Source organism: Rickettsia asiatica, assembly GCF_007989425.1.
In the GTDB taxonomy this organism is placed as follows: domain Bacteria; phylum Pseudomonadota; class Alphaproteobacteria; order Rickettsiales; family Rickettsiaceae; genus Rickettsia; species Rickettsia helvetica.
Genome location: NZ_AP019563.1, coordinates 575989 through 594213, shown reverse-complemented (window position 1 = coordinate 594213; position 18225 = coordinate 575989). Strand labels below are relative to the sequence as shown.

The window sequence follows — 18225 nt, the reverse complement described above, 5'->3', positions numbered from 1 at the left end:
TCCTCGCAATGACATAATTAATAAATAAGTAAAAAACAATGTACAACATATTTAAAGGTTTAATTACCGCACTTATAACACCTTTTAAAGATAATAAGTTAGACTTATATGCTTTAGAGAGAATTTTAAAACATCAAATAAAGCATGAAGTCGATGCAGTATTAATTACAGGCTCAACCGGAGAAGGTAGTAGTTTGAGTTTTGAAGAATATAAATTATTACTGCAAACTAGCGTAGAAATCGTTAATAAGCGTATTCCTATAATAAGTGGATGTTCATCAAATAATACTGCTTATGCAAGAGAACTTGCAGCGGAATCTACAAAAATCGGCGTAGATGGTTTTATGGCTAGTCCGCCATCTTATGTAAAACCTACCCAACACGGGATTTATAAGCATTTTGAAGCATTGCATGAAGCGTGTAATCTACCTATTATGTTATATTCAGCTCCAACTAGAAGCGGAGTAGATTTTTCTGATGAGACAATATTGAGACTTAGCAAGCTACCGCGTATTTTAGCATTAAAAGATTGTGGCGTAGATTTAGAACGTCCATTGCGGATTAGAGCAATAGTTAAAAAGGATTTCAATATTTTAACCGGTAATGATGAAGTAGTTTTAGCTTTTAATGCACAAGGCGGAGTAGGGTGGACTTCTGTAGCTTCTAATATTGCTCCCGATATGTGTAAAGAGCTATTAGAGAAGTGGTATAAGAATGATACTAAAGGAGCATTAGAAATCCATCAGAAATTACTGCCTTTATATAAAGTATTATTTGTAGAATCTAATCCGATTCCGATAAAATATGCTGCACATTATTTAGGTTTATGTGAAAATGAAATTAGACTCCCATTAACTGAAGCAAGTGATAGTGCTAAAAAACAAATTGAAAACATTATAACATCACTATCCATAAAATTATGACCGAGTATAAGAAAGTTATTGCACAAAATAAGAAAGCCCTTTTTAATTATTTTATTGAAGAAAGATTAGAAGCAGGTATTGTGTTAAAGGGTAGTGAAGTACAGTCTCTGCGTCAAGGCAAAGCTTCTATAGAAGAGAGCCATGCGGCAGATACCGGACATGAGGTATTTTTATATAACTGCCATATTGCAGAATATAAGAAAGCGAATAGATTTAATCATTCTACTCGTAGACCGCGTAAATTATTGTTGCATACTAAAGAGATAAAGAAAATTATCAGTAGAATTAGAATAAAAGGCTATACGCTAGTAGCTCTTTCTATGTATTTTAATAAAAAAAATAAAGTGAAAGTTGAACTTGGTATTGCTAAAGGTAAGAAATTATATGATAAAAGAGGATCAATTAAAGAAAAAGACTGGAAAAGAGATCAGAGCAGATTAATAAGACAGAAGTAAAGAATTTGGTTGTGTGGGTTTGACGTACTCGGTGTTATCTAGTTTGCTTGTACCTGCTTTGTTGCATAGATACTAAATCGTCATTGTGAGCAGCCGTAGGCTGCGTGGCAATCTAGAAAAAATAATAAAAAAATTCTGTAAATCAGAATTTTTTACTGGATTGTTTCGTCAATTGCTATGCAATTTCCTCACAATGACGGATAAACCGATCTATGCAACAATGTCTTCCAGCCTTTGCGGGAATGGCATAGATATGCAATAAAGTAAAAACTATATAAAATTTTTAAAAAGGTATTTATGCAGCATATTATAGGTAAAATATTAGTTATATTTGTAATTGTTATAGGAGTTTTATTTGTTTTCAAAACAATGAAAACTTATTCTACAAATCCGGTTTCCGTGGAGGTTAAACAAAGCGAGGATGCAAGGAAATGTGAAGAGGAAAGAGTCCAAGAAATAATCAAAGATTATTTGCTTAAAACTCCGGAAATAATAATAGAATCAATAGAAGGGTTGCAAAAACGTAAAGTACAGGAAAATGAGACTAAAGTTAATAACTATCTAAAAGATAATAAGTTAGGTATTGAAGATAGTACAAGCTTTCCTGTTATAGGAAATAAAGACGGTGATGTAACAATAATTATTTTTTATGATTACAATTGTTCTTACTGTAAGAAAGGTGATGTTTCTATAAATGAATTATTGCAAAATGATTCAAAAGTTAAAGTTGTATTACGACCGCTCCCTATCCTTGGAGATGCTTCTGAATATCTTGCAAGAATAGTTTTAGCCGTTTATAAGGTTAATCCAAGTAAATTTAAAGCTGTTCATGATGAATTAATAAAAATAAGAGATGTTTCTAAGGAATCTATAAAAGAATTATTAACTGAGAATGGCTTAAATACTATAGAAATTGAAGAAATTGCCGATAGCAATGAGACTAAAGATTTAGTTACTCAAAATATGAAAATAGCTAGAAACCTTAGAATCCAAGGAGTACCTGCGTATATAATTGATTCAAAATTAATACCTGGGTTAATAGATTTCCCACAATTACTAAATATAGTTAAAGAAATTAGGGATACTCGGTCCATTTCACAAATTGGCGGTGTCGTCTAGCAAGATCTGCGGTGCTCACGTATTAAGTATACGCTCCGCTCCTCGCGACTTGCAGACTCCTTGCTCTTTTTGAAATGGACCGCCGTATCCGTGAGCGTTCACGGTTGTTCAGTTTTTTAATATTTAATATAAATTATTGTTGCATGGCTCGGAAAACCCGTTCAGTGTCATACCTGTGGTCAAGCCACGAAGGTGACAGTGGTGAAACTGATCCACACAACAAAGCTAAGTCATTGCAGGAATGACATCGATTGCTATTGAATAACTTTAGCCTTTATTTAGTAAATCCAGCATAGTTTTACCGATATCGGCAGGGGATCTAGTGATAGTTACGCCGGCACTTTGTAGAGCTTCAAGCTTATCTTCGGCACTTCCTTTTCCTCTGGTAATAATAGCTCCGGCATGTCCCATTCTTTTACCAGGAGGTGCTGTAATACCTGCAATAAAGCTCACAATAGGCTTCTTGATTTTTGATTGTTTGATAAAGTCGGCTGCATCTTCTTCCGCATTACCGCCAATTTCACCGATCATAATCATTGCTTTTGTTTCATCATCTTTCAAAAATATCTCAATACAATCAACAAAATTAGTGCCGTTAACAGGATCGCCGCCAATACCGACGCATGTAGATTGTCCAAGCCCTACGGCTGTTGTCTGTGCTACTGCTTCATAAGTTAGAGTACCTGATCTTGAAATAATACCTATCGTTCCTCTTTTATGAATATGCCCAGGCATAATACCGATTTTACATTCACCCGGTGTGATAACCCCAGGGCAGTTAGGACCGATTAATCTAGTTTTAGAACCGACTAAAGCACGTTTTACTTTCACCATATCAAGTATCGGAATTCCTTCCGTTATACATACTACTACTTCAATTTCAGCATCGATTGCTTCTAATATCGAATCAGCGGCAAAGCCAGGCGGAACATATATAACGCTCGCATTTGCACCGGTTTTTGCTTTTGCTTCATGTACGGTATTATATACGGGTAAATCAAGGTGAGTATGACCGCCTTTGCCTGGGGTAACACCGCCAACCATGTTAGTGCCGTAAGCTATCGCTTGTTCAGAGTGAAAAGTTCCTTGTGAACCTGTAAAACCCTGACAGATAACTTTTGTTTTTTTATTTATTAATATTGCCATGTTAAATAATTTTTATTGTTTTTATTGTACTTTGATGTCATCCCGCGACTTGATCGCGGGATCCAGTCCTTTTTTAATTTTTTTATGGATACCATGGTCAAGCCACGGTATGACACCAAACTGGTTTTTCGAGCCATGCAACAATGCCTGCTCGCAATGACGATTATCTACCGTATTGCCTCGACTATCTTGCTAGCCGCATCTGCTAAATCATGTGCCGGTATTATTTCTAAACCGGAATTTGATAAAATTTCTTCGCCTTTTTCAACGTTTGTACCGGCTAAACGAACCACTAATGGTACTTTTATGCCTATTTCTTTTGCAGCTGCAATAATTCCTTCCGCTATAATATCACAACGCATGATACCGCCGAAAATATTAACTAAAATCCCTTGTACTTCTTTATCAGATAAAATTATTTTTAAAGCTTCTTTTACACGCTCACGATCGGCCCCGCCACCGACATCCAAGAAATTAGCAGGCGAAGCACCGTAAAGTTTAATAATATCCATAGTAGCCATGGCAAGACCGGCCCCGTTAACCATACAGCCGATATTACCGTCCATTTTTACATAGCTAAGTCCTGCATTTGCTGCTCTAGTTTCTAAAGGATCTTCCTCATCGTGATCACGCATTGCCGTAATATTCAGATGCTTAAATAAGCCATTATCGTCAAAAGTAATTTTTGCATCTAAAGCTAATAAGTTCCCGTCGCTATTTACAATTAATGGGTTGATTTCAATTTGTGCTGCATCGGTTTCAATAAAAGCATTATAGACTGATTTTACTATTTCTTTCATCTGTTTGGCTTGGTTATCCTTAAAGCCTAACTCATAAGCTATGCCTCGCATATGAAAATCTTGTAAACCAGTTGCAGGATCAACAGAAAATTTAATAATTTTTTCCGGAGTTTTTTCTGCTACTTCTTCAATATCAACTCCTCCTTCGGTAGAAGCTATGAAAGTAATACAGCTAGCCGATCTATCAAATACTATACTGAAATAATATTCTTTTAAAATATCATAACCTGATTCAATATAAAGACGATTTACTTTTTGTCCTTGAGGCCCTGTTTGATGCGTTACTAAATTAATACCAAACATGTCATGAGCAACTTTCTTGGCTTCTTCTTTACTCTTAACAACTTTAACACCGCCTGCTTTACCTCTGCCGCCAGCATGTATTTGTGCTTTAACCACATATACTTCCGTATTTAACTTATCTATGGTTTCATTAATCCTTTCGGTTTTCGTAACAACTAATCCGGTGGAAGTAGGTACGCCGTATTTTCTTAAAATCTCTTTTGCTTGATATTCATGAATATTCATTTTAAATAATTTATTTGAATTGTTATTAATTTTTATGGATAAGATGCATTCTTAACTTCTCAGACTATTTCTCTATCAAAGCTTATAAAACTATTAACACTGTTTGCTTCTCCTTCAGCAATAATTATATAATCAGCAAAACCTGCTTTTCCTTTAATATACTTGCCTTAGCTGCAGATATTATTATCTCTTGGTTGCCAACAACAAAACCGGAATTATCAATAAGATTCATAACTGCTTCATAAATTTCTTGCCGAGTAAATTTTTTAACTTTTAATATTCACACAAACTCAAGTATTGCATATGAAGAAATAAAAATTTTATGTTTAGCATTATTTTTTAGGAAATTTTGAGCAGCCTTAGACTGTATCTCGTCGTCTTCAAGGAAAGTACGAGTTAAAATATTAGTATCAATTCCTATCATTTTCTATAACCGCAATACTGATAGCTTCATCTATATCAGCTGGACCATTTTTGGCTTTATGTTTACCTTTGCCAAAAAAACTGTAAATATCTTTTTTTATAGGAAGCAGTTCTAATGTGTCATTTTTTTTGTAATTAATTATCAACTCAGAGCCTGAATGTAAACCAAGTTTATTTCTGATATATTTAGGTATAACTACCTGTCCTTTAGATGGGACTACTACTCTGGTACTTTTGCTCATAATACTAATATGGTAAGTGATATGATCTTACTTTGTATATAAAACACAATTTATTATATGTCAATAAGTTTATAATTAGGCTACTCATTCCACATTCTTTTTAGTACGTTATCTTTTCTAATAAAGTGATGATATAACGCAGCTAGTATATGCAAAATAATTAAGGCAGTAAATAACAAAACAGCCTTTTTATGGATTTTCTTAAAGATTTTAGCAAATTGTAAATCTTGAACAAAAGAATTTATAGTAAACAAACCATAAAAATCAATATGATGATTTGATAAAATAGTCATTAGAAAGCCGCTTATCGGCATTAATAACATTAAAAGATATAGCAAATTTATATTAATCTTAGCGGCTTTTTTCTGCCAATCCGGCATATTGTCCGGTAGCAAAACATTAGCATTATAGAATTTCCATAAGAGCCGTATTATTACTAAAGATAAAACAACTATACCGGTTGCTTCATGTATCCCGTATAGTTGTTATTTTAAAGGAGGTGCTACGAAATTATCCATTGGGAAACCGACAATGAGCATTACTATAACTATAATACTCATGATCCAGTGAAAAAGTTTTGCAATTAAGCCGTAAGAATTTTCAGTATTTGTAAGTATAGCATGATAGTACTCTTTTGAAATTGTGATGTCATCTTTTTTGTCATTACGAGCGACTGAAAGGAGCGTGGCAATCTCATAAAGCAGGACTCCTGAGATTACTTCGTCGAACTTACAGTTTCTCCTCGCAATGACGCAGGATATCAATTCCCAACTGCCTTATCTATAATCTTTTCCGCTTCTGCACCGGTGATTTTTTCTTTATCATTTAGAATGAGATTAGCATTCTTTAAATCATCTCCTATATGTTCCGCTCTTCCTTTTAAAATCTTGGCTAAAAACTGCTCGGCAAGAGCGTAATATGAGATTCTGTTACCTGGTTTTGCAAAGCCGTGTCCTTCATCTTTGTAAAGTGCATAAACTACCGGTATATGCTTTGCTTTCATTGCGTTAACAATCTGATCGGCTTCAGCTTGCACAACCCTTACATCGTGAGTACTTTGTGCTATAAATAAAGGCTTTTTGATATTATCAACAAAATTAATCGGTGATCTTTGTCTTAAAAACTCTTTTTCTTCTTCGGTATCCCAAGGTCCTATACGTGTTTTATATATACTTAACAATGGTGTCATATAAGGAGCTTTAGATTGCACATGAGTTAATAAATTAGACATACCGACAACGTCAACACCGCAAGCAAATACGTCAGGCGTCATGGTAAGACCTACAAGCGTTGCATAACCTCCATAGCTTCCGCCCATAATACAAACTTTATCAAAATCGACTATATTACTTTTAATTGCCCAGTTAACACCGTCAATTAAATCAGTATGCATTTTACCGGCATATTCTAAATTACCGGCATTTAAGAAATCTTTCCCAAAACCGGTAGAACCACGATAATTAATACTTAAAACCGCATAGCCACGATTTGCAAGCCACTGATGCTCAGGATCGTATCCCCAGCTATCACGAGCCCACGGACCGCCATGAACGTTAATTATTAGCGGTACTTTTTTATCGGGGATATTATTTTTATCGAGCTTTACATCATTTGGAAAAGTGATATAGCTAACTAAATCAAGCCCGTCACGTGACTTGATAATCACCGGTATCATCTTAGCAAGATTATATTGTTCAAGTTCTTTACGGTTAGTAAATAAAAACTCGGCTTTTTTATTTTCTCTGTCATATTTATAAAATTTTACCGGTGCGTTATCAGCCATATAAGCAATGATCCAAGTTTTATCGTCTAACGTCCTACTATTAATAATTAAATCTCCATGATCAAGAGATTGCAAATATTTAACATCATCTTCAATATCTTTATCTAATATTTTGTATGAGACTCTATCATAGTCTACGGATACTGCTTGTGGAGTTTGTTTGATAGGATGAACTGTAAATAAGCCAATATCGGCTTTCACATCTTCGGCTAATATTTCTTCACTACCTGTAGCTAGTGTTATGGCTTTAAGTGCTGAGGTATTACGATTGCGTCCCTCTAGCATATATAAAGTTTCACCGCTAGCATCAAAACCGAGTATGGAAGTGTTGAAAGAATCTTCCATTGATATCTTAGTGAATAATTTAAATTCTCCGTCTTTTAATTCATAATATTCAACGGCTCCGTCTTTATCTAGTAAACTACCGAATCTTAGATTCAAATTTTCATCGGTTACATAATCAGTAAATCTATCATTTTTATAAATTAGTTCTTTTTCTAGAGTATCTAGATTTAATTTGTAAATATCAAAATATTCAGGATTACGGTCATTTAAATATATTAATATCTCATTCGGTTTTTTATAACTCACTCCGGCTATTCCGGCTCTCACTCCTTTTTCAGGAGTAAGTAATTTTGTTTCTTTTGTCTCTATGTTATAACTATAGATTCGATCGTTTTCATCACCGTTAAAATCTTGGGTATATAAAATATTTTTATTATTATAAGCTTTAGCATAAGACCAAATACCGCGTCCTTTGTCATGGGTTATGGCTTCTGCTTTACTAATATCGTCTGATGGTGCTAGCCAAATATTTAAGACGCTGTCCTTGGGTGCAACATATAGAATATATTTACCGTCATGGGTTAGAGAAACTCTTGCTTTATCAGGATTACCGAATAAAACTTTTCTTGGGATTATTTGATTATTATCCGTTATTGTTTGCTTTTGAAACATAAAAATACCGACACTTATTATTAATATAGTGCCTATAATATAGAAAATTTTGCTCATTACTAATGGTTTGTTAGGTTATTTAAGTAGTCATTGCGAGGAAATTACAAAGTAATTGACGAAGCAATCTCAGGAGTTATATGGTGCTTGACGAGATTGCCACGTCGATGCTACACATCTCCTCGCAATGACGTAGAATTTTATTTACACTCTTTCAATATTGCTTAAAAACCAATCAACTTTTTTGGTATTAGCATTACGTGTAAATGTCCATTCTTCTTTTAAATCTTCGATTTTGTCAACTACATTTTTACCTTGAAATAGTAATTTAATAAATATGTTGTTACCGAACATGTAAATTTCTGAATATTTTGCACTTAAAGCCGATGAGTCAAAAAAATCACCGTAAGACGGTGTGATTTTTTCAAATTCTTCCAAGTATCTTTTATCTATCAGCTCAGATAATTCTTGAATGTCTTTTTTATAAGCAGCTTCTATAATCATTTGAAAAGCAGTTTTAGCATTATTTATAAATTTAACCGGATCAAAGGAATAAAGGCGTTTATGGACTTGTTCCATTCCATCTACGACCGCAGTTATATTATGTTCCACTATTATATCTTTAAAAGCTTTAATATCTTGGACTGTTGGAATATTTTTTTCTTCTTTATTAGATTTAACTGTACTATAAGTTACGTCCTTAATAACCGGTTCGCCAAAATAAGATTTTTGCTTTGTCTGTTCCTCTTCTGAAGTAGAACCGAGAGCCGTAATTAATTTGTTAATAATAAAAAAGGCAATAACGGCAAAAATTAATAACTCTATTATTTGAGGAGACATTTTCTATTTATTTTTATTAAAAGATTATTCTTATATCTTAATATAAAAAAATAATCTTTTAAAGTTATTTAATAAAAATAAGGATTTATTTTTATTTGAGTTATACTGAAAGTTTAAAAAATAACTAAAATATCTTGATTATTTTAATTATTATGATATTTATGTTTTGTAAATGATGTTTAAACTCCATCATTGCAAAACATTTATAGCCTTTAGTCCATTTATGCTAGGGGGCTGTTGTACTAAAGCTTAATTTTTAAGCGTTTTTATAGTATAACGGATAATTATTGTTTTCAATGATTGAGTTTATCCCCTAGCACCTATATATTGTTTAGCAACTCTTCCACTTTTATAGCATTATCAAATCCGTGATCGTAATGAAATCTTATATCAGGCGAGAATTTCATATTTATTTTATTACTAATAAAATTTCTGATAGCATTTTTAGAATTATTTAATGCATCCATAATTTCATCTATTGTTAGTTTAGTATTAAAAGGCAAGAAATAACAATTAGCTATTTTTAGGTCGGCAGTAACTATAACTTTCGTAATAGTGAGAGGACAATCAAAAAGTCTGCTATCCAGCATTTTACCACGCCTTAGAATTTCGATTAATGCTTCATTTATAATGCTTGCTAATTTTTGTTGTCTATGAGAATTAGTTTTGGTTAATTTTTTCATGAGTTAAAATATATACAATTCTAGAGCATAATAGCATGCTTTTGCCAAACAACCAATACCTAAAAATTTTAGAAATTTTGTTTTAAAAAAACCGGAGAATAAGGAAATAAAGCTTCCCCAAAAAGGAAATGCCATTAAGAAAATTATAAATATCTCATATTTATAATATAGTTTCGTTAAATTTTTATGTCTTAAAATATTTTGTTCATTTTTGGAAGCATAAAAGATATTTAAAACTATTCTTCCAAAAATATAATTGACTACATTACCGCTAAGAGAAGCACAAGTAGCTACTAACAGCATTATTAAACTATTATAGCCTCCAAACATTTTCATAGAATGAAATATTAATTCATTCTGAAAACCGATAACAAGATTTGAGACAAAACTATCAACAAATAATAAACTATATGCTTCAAATTGATTCATAAATGTAATATATTGAATTTTAATTAGGGTTGTTGTATTGCTCGATCTTTTTGTTGTCACCCCATGGCTTGACCACGGGGTCCAGAAAAACAACTAAAAATACTAATAATATTAGTATTTTTAACTGGATCCCGTGATCAAGTCGCGGGGGGGATGACAGGGATGGAATCGATCCACGCAACAATGCCCGCTCGCAATGATGATTTCGGCAACCCTTACTATCTAACACCAAAATAAAGTAACCGGCAATGAAAAAGCAAATTATTTATCCTGATTTTATAGCGCGAATTTTTTCTACGGCACTTGATTTATCATTATTTGCCTTTATAGCAATCCCAATATCACAATTTTGTTCTTTTAATTTATTATGGTTGTTCTTTAATGATTATTTCCTTAGCAATAACATTAATCTTCATAATCCCAATGAAATGTTTAACTCTGTTATGAGTCAGGAATTTTATGAATATCTTAAAGCAGGAAATTTTAATAAATATATTTTGTTTAATATTTCAATTTTTACTACTAATATATTAGTAATAGGCTCATATTTCATAACGCTTTGGTATTATAAAGGTGCAACGCTTAGTAAAATGTTTTTACGTATGAAAATCGTAGATGCCGTAACATTAAATCGTCCGACTTTAAAGCAGTTAATTAAAAGATTTTTAGGATATATGACTTTTCCTATAGGTATTTTTTTCATACTTTTTTCTTCTAAAAAACAAGCATTACATGATAAAATAGCCGGAACAGTCGTTATTAAGTCTTAAATGTATAACTGATATGAATGAAACAAATGATATAGATCAACTAATTTATCTTTTTTCCAAATTACCTGGTCTTGGTAGTAGGTCGGCAAGACGTATAGTGCTTTACCTACTACAAGATAAAGATGTTAGGTTAAAAAACCTGATTAATAACCTTATAGAGATAGATAAGAAAATAGTAAAATGTGAGATTTGCGGTAATTTAGATACTGCAAATATTTGCCATATTTGTTCTTCTGAATATAGGGACAAGTCGGTTATTGCCGTCGTTGAAACCATAGCTGAATTATGGGCAATGGAGCGTAGCGGTAATTTTAAAGGTTTATATCACGTACTCGGTCATAATTTATCGGCAGCTAGTAGGCAAAACCCTAGTATACTTCAGTTACCTGAACTACTTAAAAGATGTTTTGCAGAAAATATTAAAGAAGTTATTATTGCTACTAATTCTACTTTAGAAGGTCAGACTACTGCTTATTTTATTACAGAATATTTAAAAGAGCATCCTGCTAGAATTTCTCGCCTTGCTAGCGGTATACCTATCGGAGGTGAACTTGATTATTTAGATGAAGGTACTTTATCTGCCGCTATTAACCTACGCCAACCTTTTGAGTAAAAATTAACAATTTTATTAAAGTTATAGCGAATCTTGATGAAATTCTAGATGATATTCGCCGGCAAATTTTATTACATCATTATGATTCCCTTGATGATCAAAATTTATCAGTAATTCACTGTGTTCGTTTGAATGTAATATATTTGTGAATAAACGCTGGTCACCGTCAATTTTAATTTCAACTGCTTTTTTACCGATAAATTTAACGCCGTTATCCCCTTGTTGTCTATATATTATACCTTTCTTTAAGGCATTTACAAATTTATCACATTGATTCTTATCTAATTTTTCTTGTAATTTTTCACTAATTCTTCCATAACATTCAAGTCCTTGATATTTGCCTAAAGGTGTAGTGTTATTACTTGTAATTTCCCCTTCTTTATTAACTTTCCAACTGCTGTAACTAGGAATAACTTGCCCGATAGTATGAAGTAAATGTGCATTTTTGATTGATTGATAATATTCATAAATTTTTATAGGATTTTGATTTTCATACTGCTCTAGCTCTTCTTTAAGTGATAATAAACCAATATATTCCTGTATCTTTTCTTGATCATTAGCGAGCCTTACAGCTGCGAGTCCATTCTCAATGGCTTCCTGATTTTTATTATCATATTGTAAAATTTCCTCAACTTTGTTTAAAGCGAAGTCGTATTTCTTAATTGCGATTAAACAAGTGATAATCTTATTAATTTTTTCTATAGCTTGTGCTTGTGAAAAAGTAAGGTTGCTAACAAGAGCTTCTATATGAATTTGGTTAATATATTCTTCAGGATTTAATAAAAATTCTATTTCCTGGAAGATATTACTGAGATATGGAGTTATTTTATTTTTAGGTGTTTTTTGTATAAATTGTTTAGCTAATTCATATTATTTGGTATATAAGGCTGTTGTAGATAATAATGTAGAACCACTAATAGAGTTGCTAATTTTGATTAACTCATCCTTTAGGTTTTTTTTCATTCAAAATTTTCTCAGAAGTAGAATATTTATTGTATTTAGCAATATATTGAAAACATCGAAACTGTTCTTTACTATCTTTAGATAAATTGTCTTGGTTAATTAGATTTAATTTAGCTTCAGCAATTTCAGCTAAATTAAAACTCATTTCTGTCAAAATTTTTATATCTTTGGGAGCATTTTTTATTAAATGTTTTGCTTCTGTTGCCCTTTCGTTAAGTAAATAAATATTAAATAAGCTATAGATTGAATCGCTATCGTTTGGTCGATCCTTTAAAATGCGTAATAATTGCTCTTCGGCTAATGACAATTTTCCTGTATTATTATAGGCTACTGATAGATTATAACGGCAAAAATAGATGACTTTATTTTCCTGTTTTTGCTCATTGTTTACTAGATTCGCTAGTTGCGGTTCAAGTAACGTTATTATTTCATAATATTTTTTGGTAGCAAGCGATATTTCAGAAAAAGAGCTTAGAATAGTAAAATCTTCTATATCTGCTAACTGTTCAATAATATCAGGTTGAAATTCAGGTTTTACAAATAATAAAATTTAGATATTTTTGATACCATTCTCCTTGAGTTTTAAGTAAATTTAAAACTATAGGTGCTGATTTAAGTATATCTTTAGCTACTTCTTCCATTAATGAAATATTCTTTTCTATTATGGCTAAACGAAAAATATTTTCCTTAGCGATAAATTTATTGATAATCTTAGCGATAGGGTTAGAAGAATTGGAGCTAGGTTTGTATTCAAAAAATATTTCTACTTTAGAATTTTTATTAATTAAAGAATTATATTCACTAATCTCATAATCTTTAAATAACTCATGATTTTTAAGTTCTTCGTAACTGTAATTTTTAATACACATTCCAATAGCTAATTTTGAGTTTTTTATTTCTTCAATAGTTCTTAAATAATTATTTTTTATATCAAAATCTTTAACTATTGCTGAGTACAATTCTATAGCTGTATTTAAGGTAATATTGCGAGTTTCAAGCGGTAACCATAAAATATGGTTATTTTCAGAAAAGTTAATAGAAGACTTTTTTGATTTCATATATAATACCTAGCTATTTTTAACAAGGCATTATACATTAATTTAATTCTTAGTCAAAAAATTATTAATATTTTTTAATAATCACCCACCGAATTGCTCTTTAATAATTCTATCTTCCAGCGTATGGTTTTTATTAAAGAGCAGTTTGATAGGCTTATCCTTAGTAGATTTAACGGTAACCCGTGTGATATTATTAAACTCCTGAAAGTCGGCAGTGGCATTTATCGGTCGTTTGGTTGTATTAAATATTTCAAATTTAATCGTAGCAGATGAAAGTAGTAAAGCACCATGCCATCTACGCGGTCTAAACGAGCAGATAGGGGTTAGGCATAGCATATTTGATTCAAGCGGTAAAATAGGACCACCGGCGGATAAATTATAAGCACTACTTCCGGCAGGTGTTGCAACTAAAGCTCCGTCTGCTACTAATTCGCTCATTCTCTCTATCCCGTTTACGTCTATTCTAAATTTAGCAGCTTGATTAGTTTTACGAAATATCGATACTTCATTAATAGCAAGTGCCGTATATATTTGACCGCTCGTATCTTCGGCATGCATAAGAAGAGGATTTAAGATAGAAACCGTACTTTCATGTATATTTTGTAATAAATTCTTGGTATCTAAAGGATTCATTAAAAAGCCGAGGCTTCCTAAATTAACTCCATAAAAAGGGATATTAAGATGCATATAGCGGTGAATATTATGTAGTAATTCTCCATCGCCGCCTATTACAATAATTGCTTCTGCTTCCTCTATTTTACAATAATTATAGAGTTTTTTTATTTCCTCTATAGCTAGATGTTTGGAATTTTGGTTATAAATCAATGCTAGTTTATTTATATTCATTCTATGAATTTCTTTTTTAATATATAGACGCTTAACTAATAATAAGTTATAAGAATACAAGTAATAAAATAAATATTAAGTTAAATTATGTCATCATTCAACATCAAAAATCATAAAAATGATCTGCTATTTGTACCGCTAGGAGGATCTAATGAAATAGGTATGAATCTTAATCTTTACCACTATAAAGGTAAATGGTTAATGATTGATTGCGGTAGTGGTTTTGCCGATGATTATTTACCCGGTGTTGATATGATAATTGCCGATAGCAGCTTTATCGAGAAATATAAAAAAGATATAGTAGGTCTGATTTTAACTCATGCTCACGAGGATCATTTAGGTGGAGTCCAATATTTATGGAATAGCCTCAAATGTCCTATTTATACTACTACTTTCACGTCAAATTTTTTAAAGATTCGTTTAAATGAATATGATTTTGCTAAAAATATAAAAATTCATGAAGTAAAACCTGGTAGTAAAATAAATCTAGATCCTTTTTCCTTAGAGATGGTGCCACTGACTCACTCGGCTCCTGAAATGCAAGCAATTATGATCCGTACGGATGCGGGTAATATTTTACATACGGGAGATTGGAAATTTGATAACGATCCGATACTTGGGAAAAAAGCCGATGAGGAGCTTCTAAAATCTTATGGAGATGAAGGGGTTCTTGCCCTTGTTTGTGATTCAACTAACGTATTTAATAAAGGAAGCTCAGGTTCTGAAGGTGATGTTAGAAAAAGTTTAGTAGATATTATAGCCGGCTGTCCTCAAATAGTGGTCGTTTCAACCTTTGCCTCTAATTTAGCACGGCTTGATACAATAATTCATGCTGCAGGGCTTGCGGGTAGAAAAGTAGTCTTAACCGGTAGAAGTTTACACCGTATGATGCTTGCTGCTCAAGAAAGCGGCTATTTTAAAGATATTGCTCCTCTCATTAGTGAGCGTGATGTTAGTAGATTTAGAAGAGAAGAATTATTAGTAATTGCTACCGGTTGTCAAGGCGAGCCTATGGCTGCAACTGCAAAATTGGCTAGTAATGCTCATCCGTCAATAAGGCTTGCTCCTAAGGATACAATGATTTTTTCTTCAAAAATTATTCCCGGCAATGAAAAGAAAATATTCAGGCTATTTAATATATTTGTTAAAGCTGGTATAGAAGTTATTACCGAGCGAGATCATTTTGTCCATGTATCAGGTCATCCATCGATTGATGAGCTACAAAAAATGTACTCTCTTATTAGACCGAATATCTGTATTCCTGTCCATGGCGAGCCGGTACATATTCATGAACATGTTAAGCTTGCTAAGAAAAATGGTATAAAACAGGCAATAGAGGTTGAAAACGGTAGCGTAGTATTGCTTGAGCCTAATAATGCGAAAGTAATGTCAAAGGTTGAAAGCGGTTATTTAGCTGTAGACGGTAATTATTTACTGCCCCTCGAATCTCCGATTTTCAAAGCTAGAAGACGTATGCGTGAATCGGGTATCGTGGTAGCATCAGTAGTAATTAATAAAAAAGGGCTGCTTGTTGCAAACCCAATGCTGTCTATGCCTGGGCTGCTTGACCCAAAGGAGGATATGGCCTTAGTTAATCTCATTAAAAACGATGTTAAAGAACTTGTTACCATTCAAAATAAACAGGCTAAAAAAGCATTGTCGGATGAACAAGTAATCGAAGCAATAAAAGGAACAATTAGGAAAACTTTAAAACAGGAAATTAATAAATCCCCTGTGATAATAGTAAATCTTGAAAAAGCTGTAGATTAGTGAAATTGTTATTGTGAGGAGGTATTGCCCGCATGGATACTGAGTCGTCATTGCGAGCGACTCAAAGGAGCGTGGCAATCTCATGAAATAATAAGAAACTCCTGAGATTGCTTCGTCAATTGCTATGCAATTTCCTTGCAATGACGATGAAACCGAGCCATACAAGAATGATATAAAACAGACCATGTTGGTACATCAAACTCATATAAAACATATGAATAAATTTAAAAATGTTGCGGTTTACGGGGGAGGGAGTTTCGGTACTAGCCTTGCTTCCTTAGCAGCACAAAACTGTAATAATGTTACTTTATTTTTACGTGATGAGGAAATAGCAAAAGAAATTTTACATAACAAAACTAACGTAAAATATTTAGGGAATATTAAATTACCTGCTCATTTACAGGCTACTACAAACTTAGATATAATTAAGGATTTTGAACTAATTATGATTGCTGTGCCATCTTACGCTTTCGATGATTCAATAAAATTGTTAAAAACTCACGGCATTTCTAAAGATAATATTCTTCTAATTGCAACAAAAGGTTTTGCCCGTAATCCTACTGAACTATTTTCTGATAGACTTAAAACCCTATTACCGCATAACTCTATAGTGTTTCTATCAGGTCCAAATCTAGCAAAAGAACTCGCTAAAAATTTACCAGCTTCAGCAAGTATTGCAAGTTTAGATATAGATATAGCAAATAAAATAGCCAATAATCTAGGTTCAAAAATTTTTACTACGAATGTGACAAGCGATATTGTGACATTACAGGTAGCAGGAGCATTGAAAAATATCTTTGCTATTAAAAGTGGAATTGATTTAGCAAGAGAGCAGGGCGAAAACGCAAGAGCAACGCTTATAGTATCTGCCTTAAAAGAAATTGCTACTTTATCGAAAACTTTAGGCGGTACAGCGTCATCTCGATCACTTGATACAAGCGAATTTTTTGAGTGTATGCAAGAGGGGGGTAATATATTGTTAGAAGCGGGAGTAGTAGGCGATTTAATACTTACCTGTTACTCTTTAGGATCACGCAATGCAAAATTTGGTTATGAGTTTGGAATTAGTAGAGATAAAAAGAAATTTTTACAAGAATATAAAGAGTTGGTGGAGGGAAGAGAAGCATTAAAATTAGTTTTAGATTTGATGAAAAAATATAATTTACACATGCCTATAATGTCCGAAGTAGCTACCTATGTCATTCCTGTATGAGGCTTGTGCGTGGATACCCAAAATCGTCATTGCGAGCAGCCATAGGCTGCATGGCAATCTCATGAAATAATAACAAACTTCTGAGATTGCTTCGTCAATTACTTCGTAATTTCCTTGCAATGACAATTGATTGTAGCTACAACAATCTCTTCATCTGTTCCTGCTCTAGCTTTTCTTCTTTGTCTAATTTATTTAAAAATTCTTTATAGAAACCGTTCGTTATATATACAAGTTCCATTTCAGGATTTAATTCAGAAGATTCAAGTATGATTAAATATTCACCATCCTTGAAAGTAACCACTTTATCATTTTCTTCTTCTAAACTATATTTATCTTTTAAGATGCTATAAAACTCTTCAAATTTATTTTTATCTATAGTTAAAATAACAGCTTCTATTACATTAAAATTATTACATATCTCTAAAGCTTTAGAGAGAATTTATTCTTTTGGTTCTATATAATAATTATATCCTTGCCAATAATTAGGTTCTTTATTGATGATTTTGTATTTTTTTGTTAGATCTATATTGGTAGTTTTATTTAATTCAAGACCAAGCGGCATAGGATTAGAATAGGTATTTAAACAAAAAAATATAATGAATAAGGATAATAGATTTTGCATAAATAATATGAAAATTTTATATTAAATTATACACCTTAAATAACA

Annotated in this window: 21 protein-coding genes and 1 pseudogene; 8 read left to right on the top strand and 14 right to left on the bottom strand. The window is 32.3% G+C overall.

The window, feature by feature from the left end:
- Window positions 1–38: 38 nt before the first annotated feature.
- From dapA to RAS_RS03380, 4 genes and pseudogenes are all read left to right on the top strand, one after another.
- On the top strand, window positions 39–923 hold the full coding sequence (gene dapA / locus RAS_RS03395; protein ID WP_147142340.1) for a 4-hydroxy-tetrahydrodipicolinate synthase: 885 nt from the start codon (window positions 39–41) through the stop codon (window positions 921–923).
- Window positions 920–1378, top strand: a complete 459-nt coding sequence (gene smpB / locus RAS_RS03390) for an SsrA-binding protein SmpB (RefSeq protein WP_147142337.1) — start codon at window positions 920–922, stop codon at window positions 1376–1378. The genes dapA and smpB overlap by 4 nt, the downstream gene beginning before the upstream one ends.
- Window positions 1379–1480: 102 nt before the next feature.
- A pseudogene (locus RAS_RS10715) lies at window positions 1481–1565 on the top strand (lytic transglycosylase domain-containing protein); the annotation flags it as partial.
- A 110-nt stretch (window positions 1566–1675) separates the two neighbouring features.
- A complete protein-coding gene (locus RAS_RS03380) occupies window positions 1676–2497 on the top strand; it encodes a DsbA family protein (RefSeq protein WP_147142333.1) in 822 nt (273 codons plus the stop codon).
- 267 nt (window positions 2498–2764) lie between these two features.
- On the opposite strand, the gene sucD is transcribed toward RAS_RS03380, so the two are convergent.
- From sucD to RAS_RS03330, 9 genes are all read right to left on the bottom strand, one after another.
- A complete protein-coding gene (gene sucD / locus RAS_RS03375; RefSeq protein WP_010423152.1) occupies window positions 2765–3643 on the bottom strand; it encodes a succinate--CoA ligase subunit alpha in 879 nt (292 codons plus the stop codon).
- 167 nt (window positions 3644–3810) lie between these two features.
- Window positions 3811–4971 (bottom strand): ADP-forming succinate--CoA ligase subunit beta, encoded by a 1161-nt coding sequence (sucC, locus tag RAS_RS03370; protein WP_147142330.1) that lies wholly within the window; start codon window positions 4969–4971, stop codon window positions 3811–3813.
- A 280-nt stretch (window positions 4972–5251) separates the two neighbouring features.
- Window positions 5252–5395 (bottom strand): hypothetical protein, encoded by a 144-nt coding sequence (locus tag RAS_RS09650; RefSeq protein WP_232049338.1) that lies wholly within the window; start codon window positions 5393–5395, stop codon window positions 5252–5254.
- Window positions 5382–5636: an AbrB/MazE/SpoVT family DNA-binding domain-containing protein gene (locus RAS_RS03360; RefSeq protein ID WP_147142327.1), complete on the bottom strand. Its 255-nt coding sequence runs from the start codon at window positions 5634–5636 to the stop codon at window positions 5382–5384. The genes RAS_RS09650 and RAS_RS03360 overlap by 14 nt, the downstream gene beginning before the upstream one ends.
- Before the next feature lie 80 nt (window positions 5637–5716).
- Window positions 5717–6067 carry a cytochrome b gene (locus tag RAS_RS03355; RefSeq protein WP_232049357.1) on the bottom strand — a complete coding sequence of 117 codons (351 nt, stop codon included), beginning with the start codon at window positions 6065–6067 and terminating at the stop codon, window positions 5717–5719.
- Between the two features lie 329 nt (window positions 6068–6396).
- Complete coding sequence (locus RAS_RS03345) at window positions 6397–8433, bottom strand: S9 family peptidase (RefSeq protein WP_147142318.1); 2037 nt, start codon at window positions 8431–8433, stop codon at window positions 6397–6399.
- 144 nt (window positions 8434–8577) lie between these two features.
- On the bottom strand, window positions 8578–9213 hold the full coding sequence (locus RAS_RS03340) for a Tim44 domain-containing protein (RefSeq protein WP_147142316.1): 636 nt from the start codon (window positions 9211–9213) through the stop codon (window positions 8578–8580).
- 320 nt (window positions 9214–9533) lie between these two features.
- Complete coding sequence (rbfA, locus tag RAS_RS03335; protein ID WP_147142312.1) at window positions 9534–9896, bottom strand: 30S ribosome-binding factor RbfA; 363 nt, start codon at window positions 9894–9896, stop codon at window positions 9534–9536.
- 3 nt (window positions 9897–9899) lie between these two features.
- The gene (locus tag RAS_RS03330) at window positions 9900–10325 is read right to left on the bottom strand and encodes a YqaA family protein (RefSeq protein ID WP_147142309.1); all 426 of its coding nucleotides are present in this window, start codon (window positions 10323–10325) and stop codon (window positions 9900–9902) included.
- A gap of 248 nt (window positions 10326–10573) precedes the next feature.
- On the opposite strand from RAS_RS03330, the gene RAS_RS03325 reads away from it, so the two are divergent.
- Complete coding sequence (locus RAS_RS03325) at window positions 10574–11095, top strand: RDD family protein (RefSeq protein WP_147142305.1); 522 nt, start codon at window positions 10574–10576, stop codon at window positions 11093–11095.
- A 13-nt stretch (window positions 11096–11108) separates the two neighbouring features.
- Window positions 11109–11708, top strand: a complete 600-nt coding sequence (gene recR / locus RAS_RS03320; protein WP_010423138.1) for a recombination mediator RecR — start codon at window positions 11109–11111, stop codon at window positions 11706–11708.
- Window positions 11709–12648: 940 nt separating this feature from the next.
- On the opposite strand, the gene RAS_RS03310 is transcribed toward recR, so the two are convergent.
- The 3 genes from RAS_RS03310 to RAS_RS03295 form a co-directional block, all read right to left on the bottom strand.
- Complete coding sequence (locus RAS_RS03310) at window positions 12649–12978, bottom strand: hypothetical protein (protein WP_147142303.1); 330 nt, start codon at window positions 12976–12978, stop codon at window positions 12649–12651.
- A 220-nt stretch (window positions 12979–13198) separates the two neighbouring features.
- Window positions 13199–13729: a hypothetical protein gene (locus RAS_RS09645; protein ID WP_232049337.1), complete on the bottom strand. Its 531-nt coding sequence runs from the start codon at window positions 13727–13729 to the stop codon at window positions 13199–13201.
- Window positions 13730–13810: 81 nt separating this feature from the next.
- Window positions 13811–14575, bottom strand: a complete 765-nt coding sequence (locus RAS_RS03295; protein ID WP_010423126.1) for an NAD kinase — start codon at window positions 14573–14575, stop codon at window positions 13811–13813.
- A gap of 87 nt (window positions 14576–14662) precedes the next feature.
- On the opposite strand from RAS_RS03295, the gene RAS_RS03290 reads away from it, so the two are divergent.
- Together RAS_RS03290 and RAS_RS03280 are read left to right on the top strand one after the other, a co-directional pair.
- The gene (locus RAS_RS03290) at window positions 14663–16345 is read left to right on the top strand and encodes a ribonuclease J (RefSeq protein ID WP_147142300.1); all 1683 of its coding nucleotides are present in this window, start codon (window positions 14663–14665) and stop codon (window positions 16343–16345) included.
- A gap of 214 nt (window positions 16346–16559) precedes the next feature.
- The gene (locus RAS_RS03280; protein ID WP_147143991.1) at window positions 16560–17558 is read left to right on the top strand and encodes an NAD(P)H-dependent glycerol-3-phosphate dehydrogenase; all 999 of its coding nucleotides are present in this window, start codon (window positions 16560–16562) and stop codon (window positions 17556–17558) included.
- A gap of 136 nt (window positions 17559–17694) precedes the next feature.
- On the opposite strand, the gene RAS_RS08570 is transcribed toward RAS_RS03280, so the two are convergent.
- Together RAS_RS08570 and RAS_RS03275 are read right to left on the bottom strand one after the other, a co-directional pair.
- Window positions 17695–17859 carry a hypothetical protein gene (locus RAS_RS08570; RefSeq protein ID WP_172616120.1) on the bottom strand — a complete coding sequence of 55 codons (165 nt, stop codon included), beginning with the start codon at window positions 17857–17859 and terminating at the stop codon, window positions 17695–17697.
- 138 nt (window positions 17860–17997) lie between these two features.
- A complete protein-coding gene (locus RAS_RS03275) occupies window positions 17998–18180 on the bottom strand; it encodes a hypothetical protein (protein WP_147142294.1) in 183 nt (60 codons plus the stop codon).
- Window positions 18181–18225 lie beyond the last annotated feature (45 nt).

Bases quoted from the DNA above. Each gene is read 5' to 3' on its own strand.
- smpB (WP_147142337.1), top strand. From the start codon at position 920: ATGACCGAGTATAAGAAAGTTATTGCACAAAATAAGAAAGCCCTTTTT.
- RAS_RS03295 (WP_010423126.1), bottom strand. From the start codon at position 14,575: ATGAATATAAATAAACTAGCATTGATTTATAACCAAAATTCCAAACAT.
- RAS_RS03290 (WP_147142300.1), top strand. From the start codon at position 14,663: ATGTCATCATTCAACATCAAAAATCATAAAAATGATCTGCTATTTGTA.
- RAS_RS03380 (WP_147142333.1), top strand. From the start codon at position 1,676: ATGCAGCATATTATAGGTAAAATATTAGTTATATTTGTAATTGTTATA.
- recR (WP_010423138.1), top strand. From the start codon at position 11,109: ATGAATGAAACAAATGATATAGATCAACTAATTTATCTTTTTTCCAAA.
- sucC (WP_147142330.1), bottom strand. From the start codon at position 4,971: ATGAATATTCATGAATATCAAGCAAAAGAGATTTTAAGAAAATACGGC.
- rbfA (WP_147142312.1), bottom strand. From the start codon at position 9,896: ATGAAAAAATTAACCAAAACTAATTCTCATAGACAACAAAAATTAGCA.
- sucD (WP_010423152.1), bottom strand. From the start codon at position 3,643: ATGGCAATATTAATAAATAAAAAAACAAAAGTTATCTGTCAGGGTTTT.
- dapA (WP_147142340.1), top strand. From the start codon at position 39: ATGTACAACATATTTAAAGGTTTAATTACCGCACTTATAACACCTTTT.
- RAS_RS09645 (WP_232049337.1), bottom strand. From the start codon at position 13,729: ATGAAATCAAAAAAGTCTTCTATTAACTTTTCTGAAAATAACCATATT.
- RAS_RS03330 (WP_147142309.1), bottom strand. From the start codon at position 10,325: ATGAATCAATTTGAAGCATATAGTTTATTATTTGTTGATAGTTTTGTC.
- RAS_RS09650 (WP_232049338.1), bottom strand. From the start codon at position 5,395: ATGATAGGAATTGATACTAATATTTTAACTCGTACTTTCCTTGAAGAC.
- RAS_RS03340 (WP_147142316.1), bottom strand. From the start codon at position 9,213: ATGTCTCCTCAAATAATAGAGTTATTAATTTTTGCCGTTATTGCCTTT.
- RAS_RS03325 (WP_147142305.1), top strand. From the start codon at position 10,574: ATGAAAAAGCAAATTATTTATCCTGATTTTATAGCGCGAATTTTTTCT.
- RAS_RS03360 (WP_147142327.1), bottom strand. From the start codon at position 5,636: ATGAGCAAAAGTACCAGAGTAGTAGTCCCATCTAAAGGACAGGTAGTT.
- RAS_RS03275 (WP_147142294.1), bottom strand. From the start codon at position 18,180: ATGCAAAATCTATTATCCTTATTCATTATATTTTTTTGTTTAAATACC.
- RAS_RS03280 (WP_147143991.1), top strand. From the start codon at position 16,560: ATGAATAAATTTAAAAATGTTGCGGTTTACGGGGGAGGGAGTTTCGGT.
- RAS_RS03345 (WP_147142318.1), bottom strand. From the start codon at position 8,433: ATGAGCAAAATTTTCTATATTATAGGCACTATATTAATAATAAGTGTC.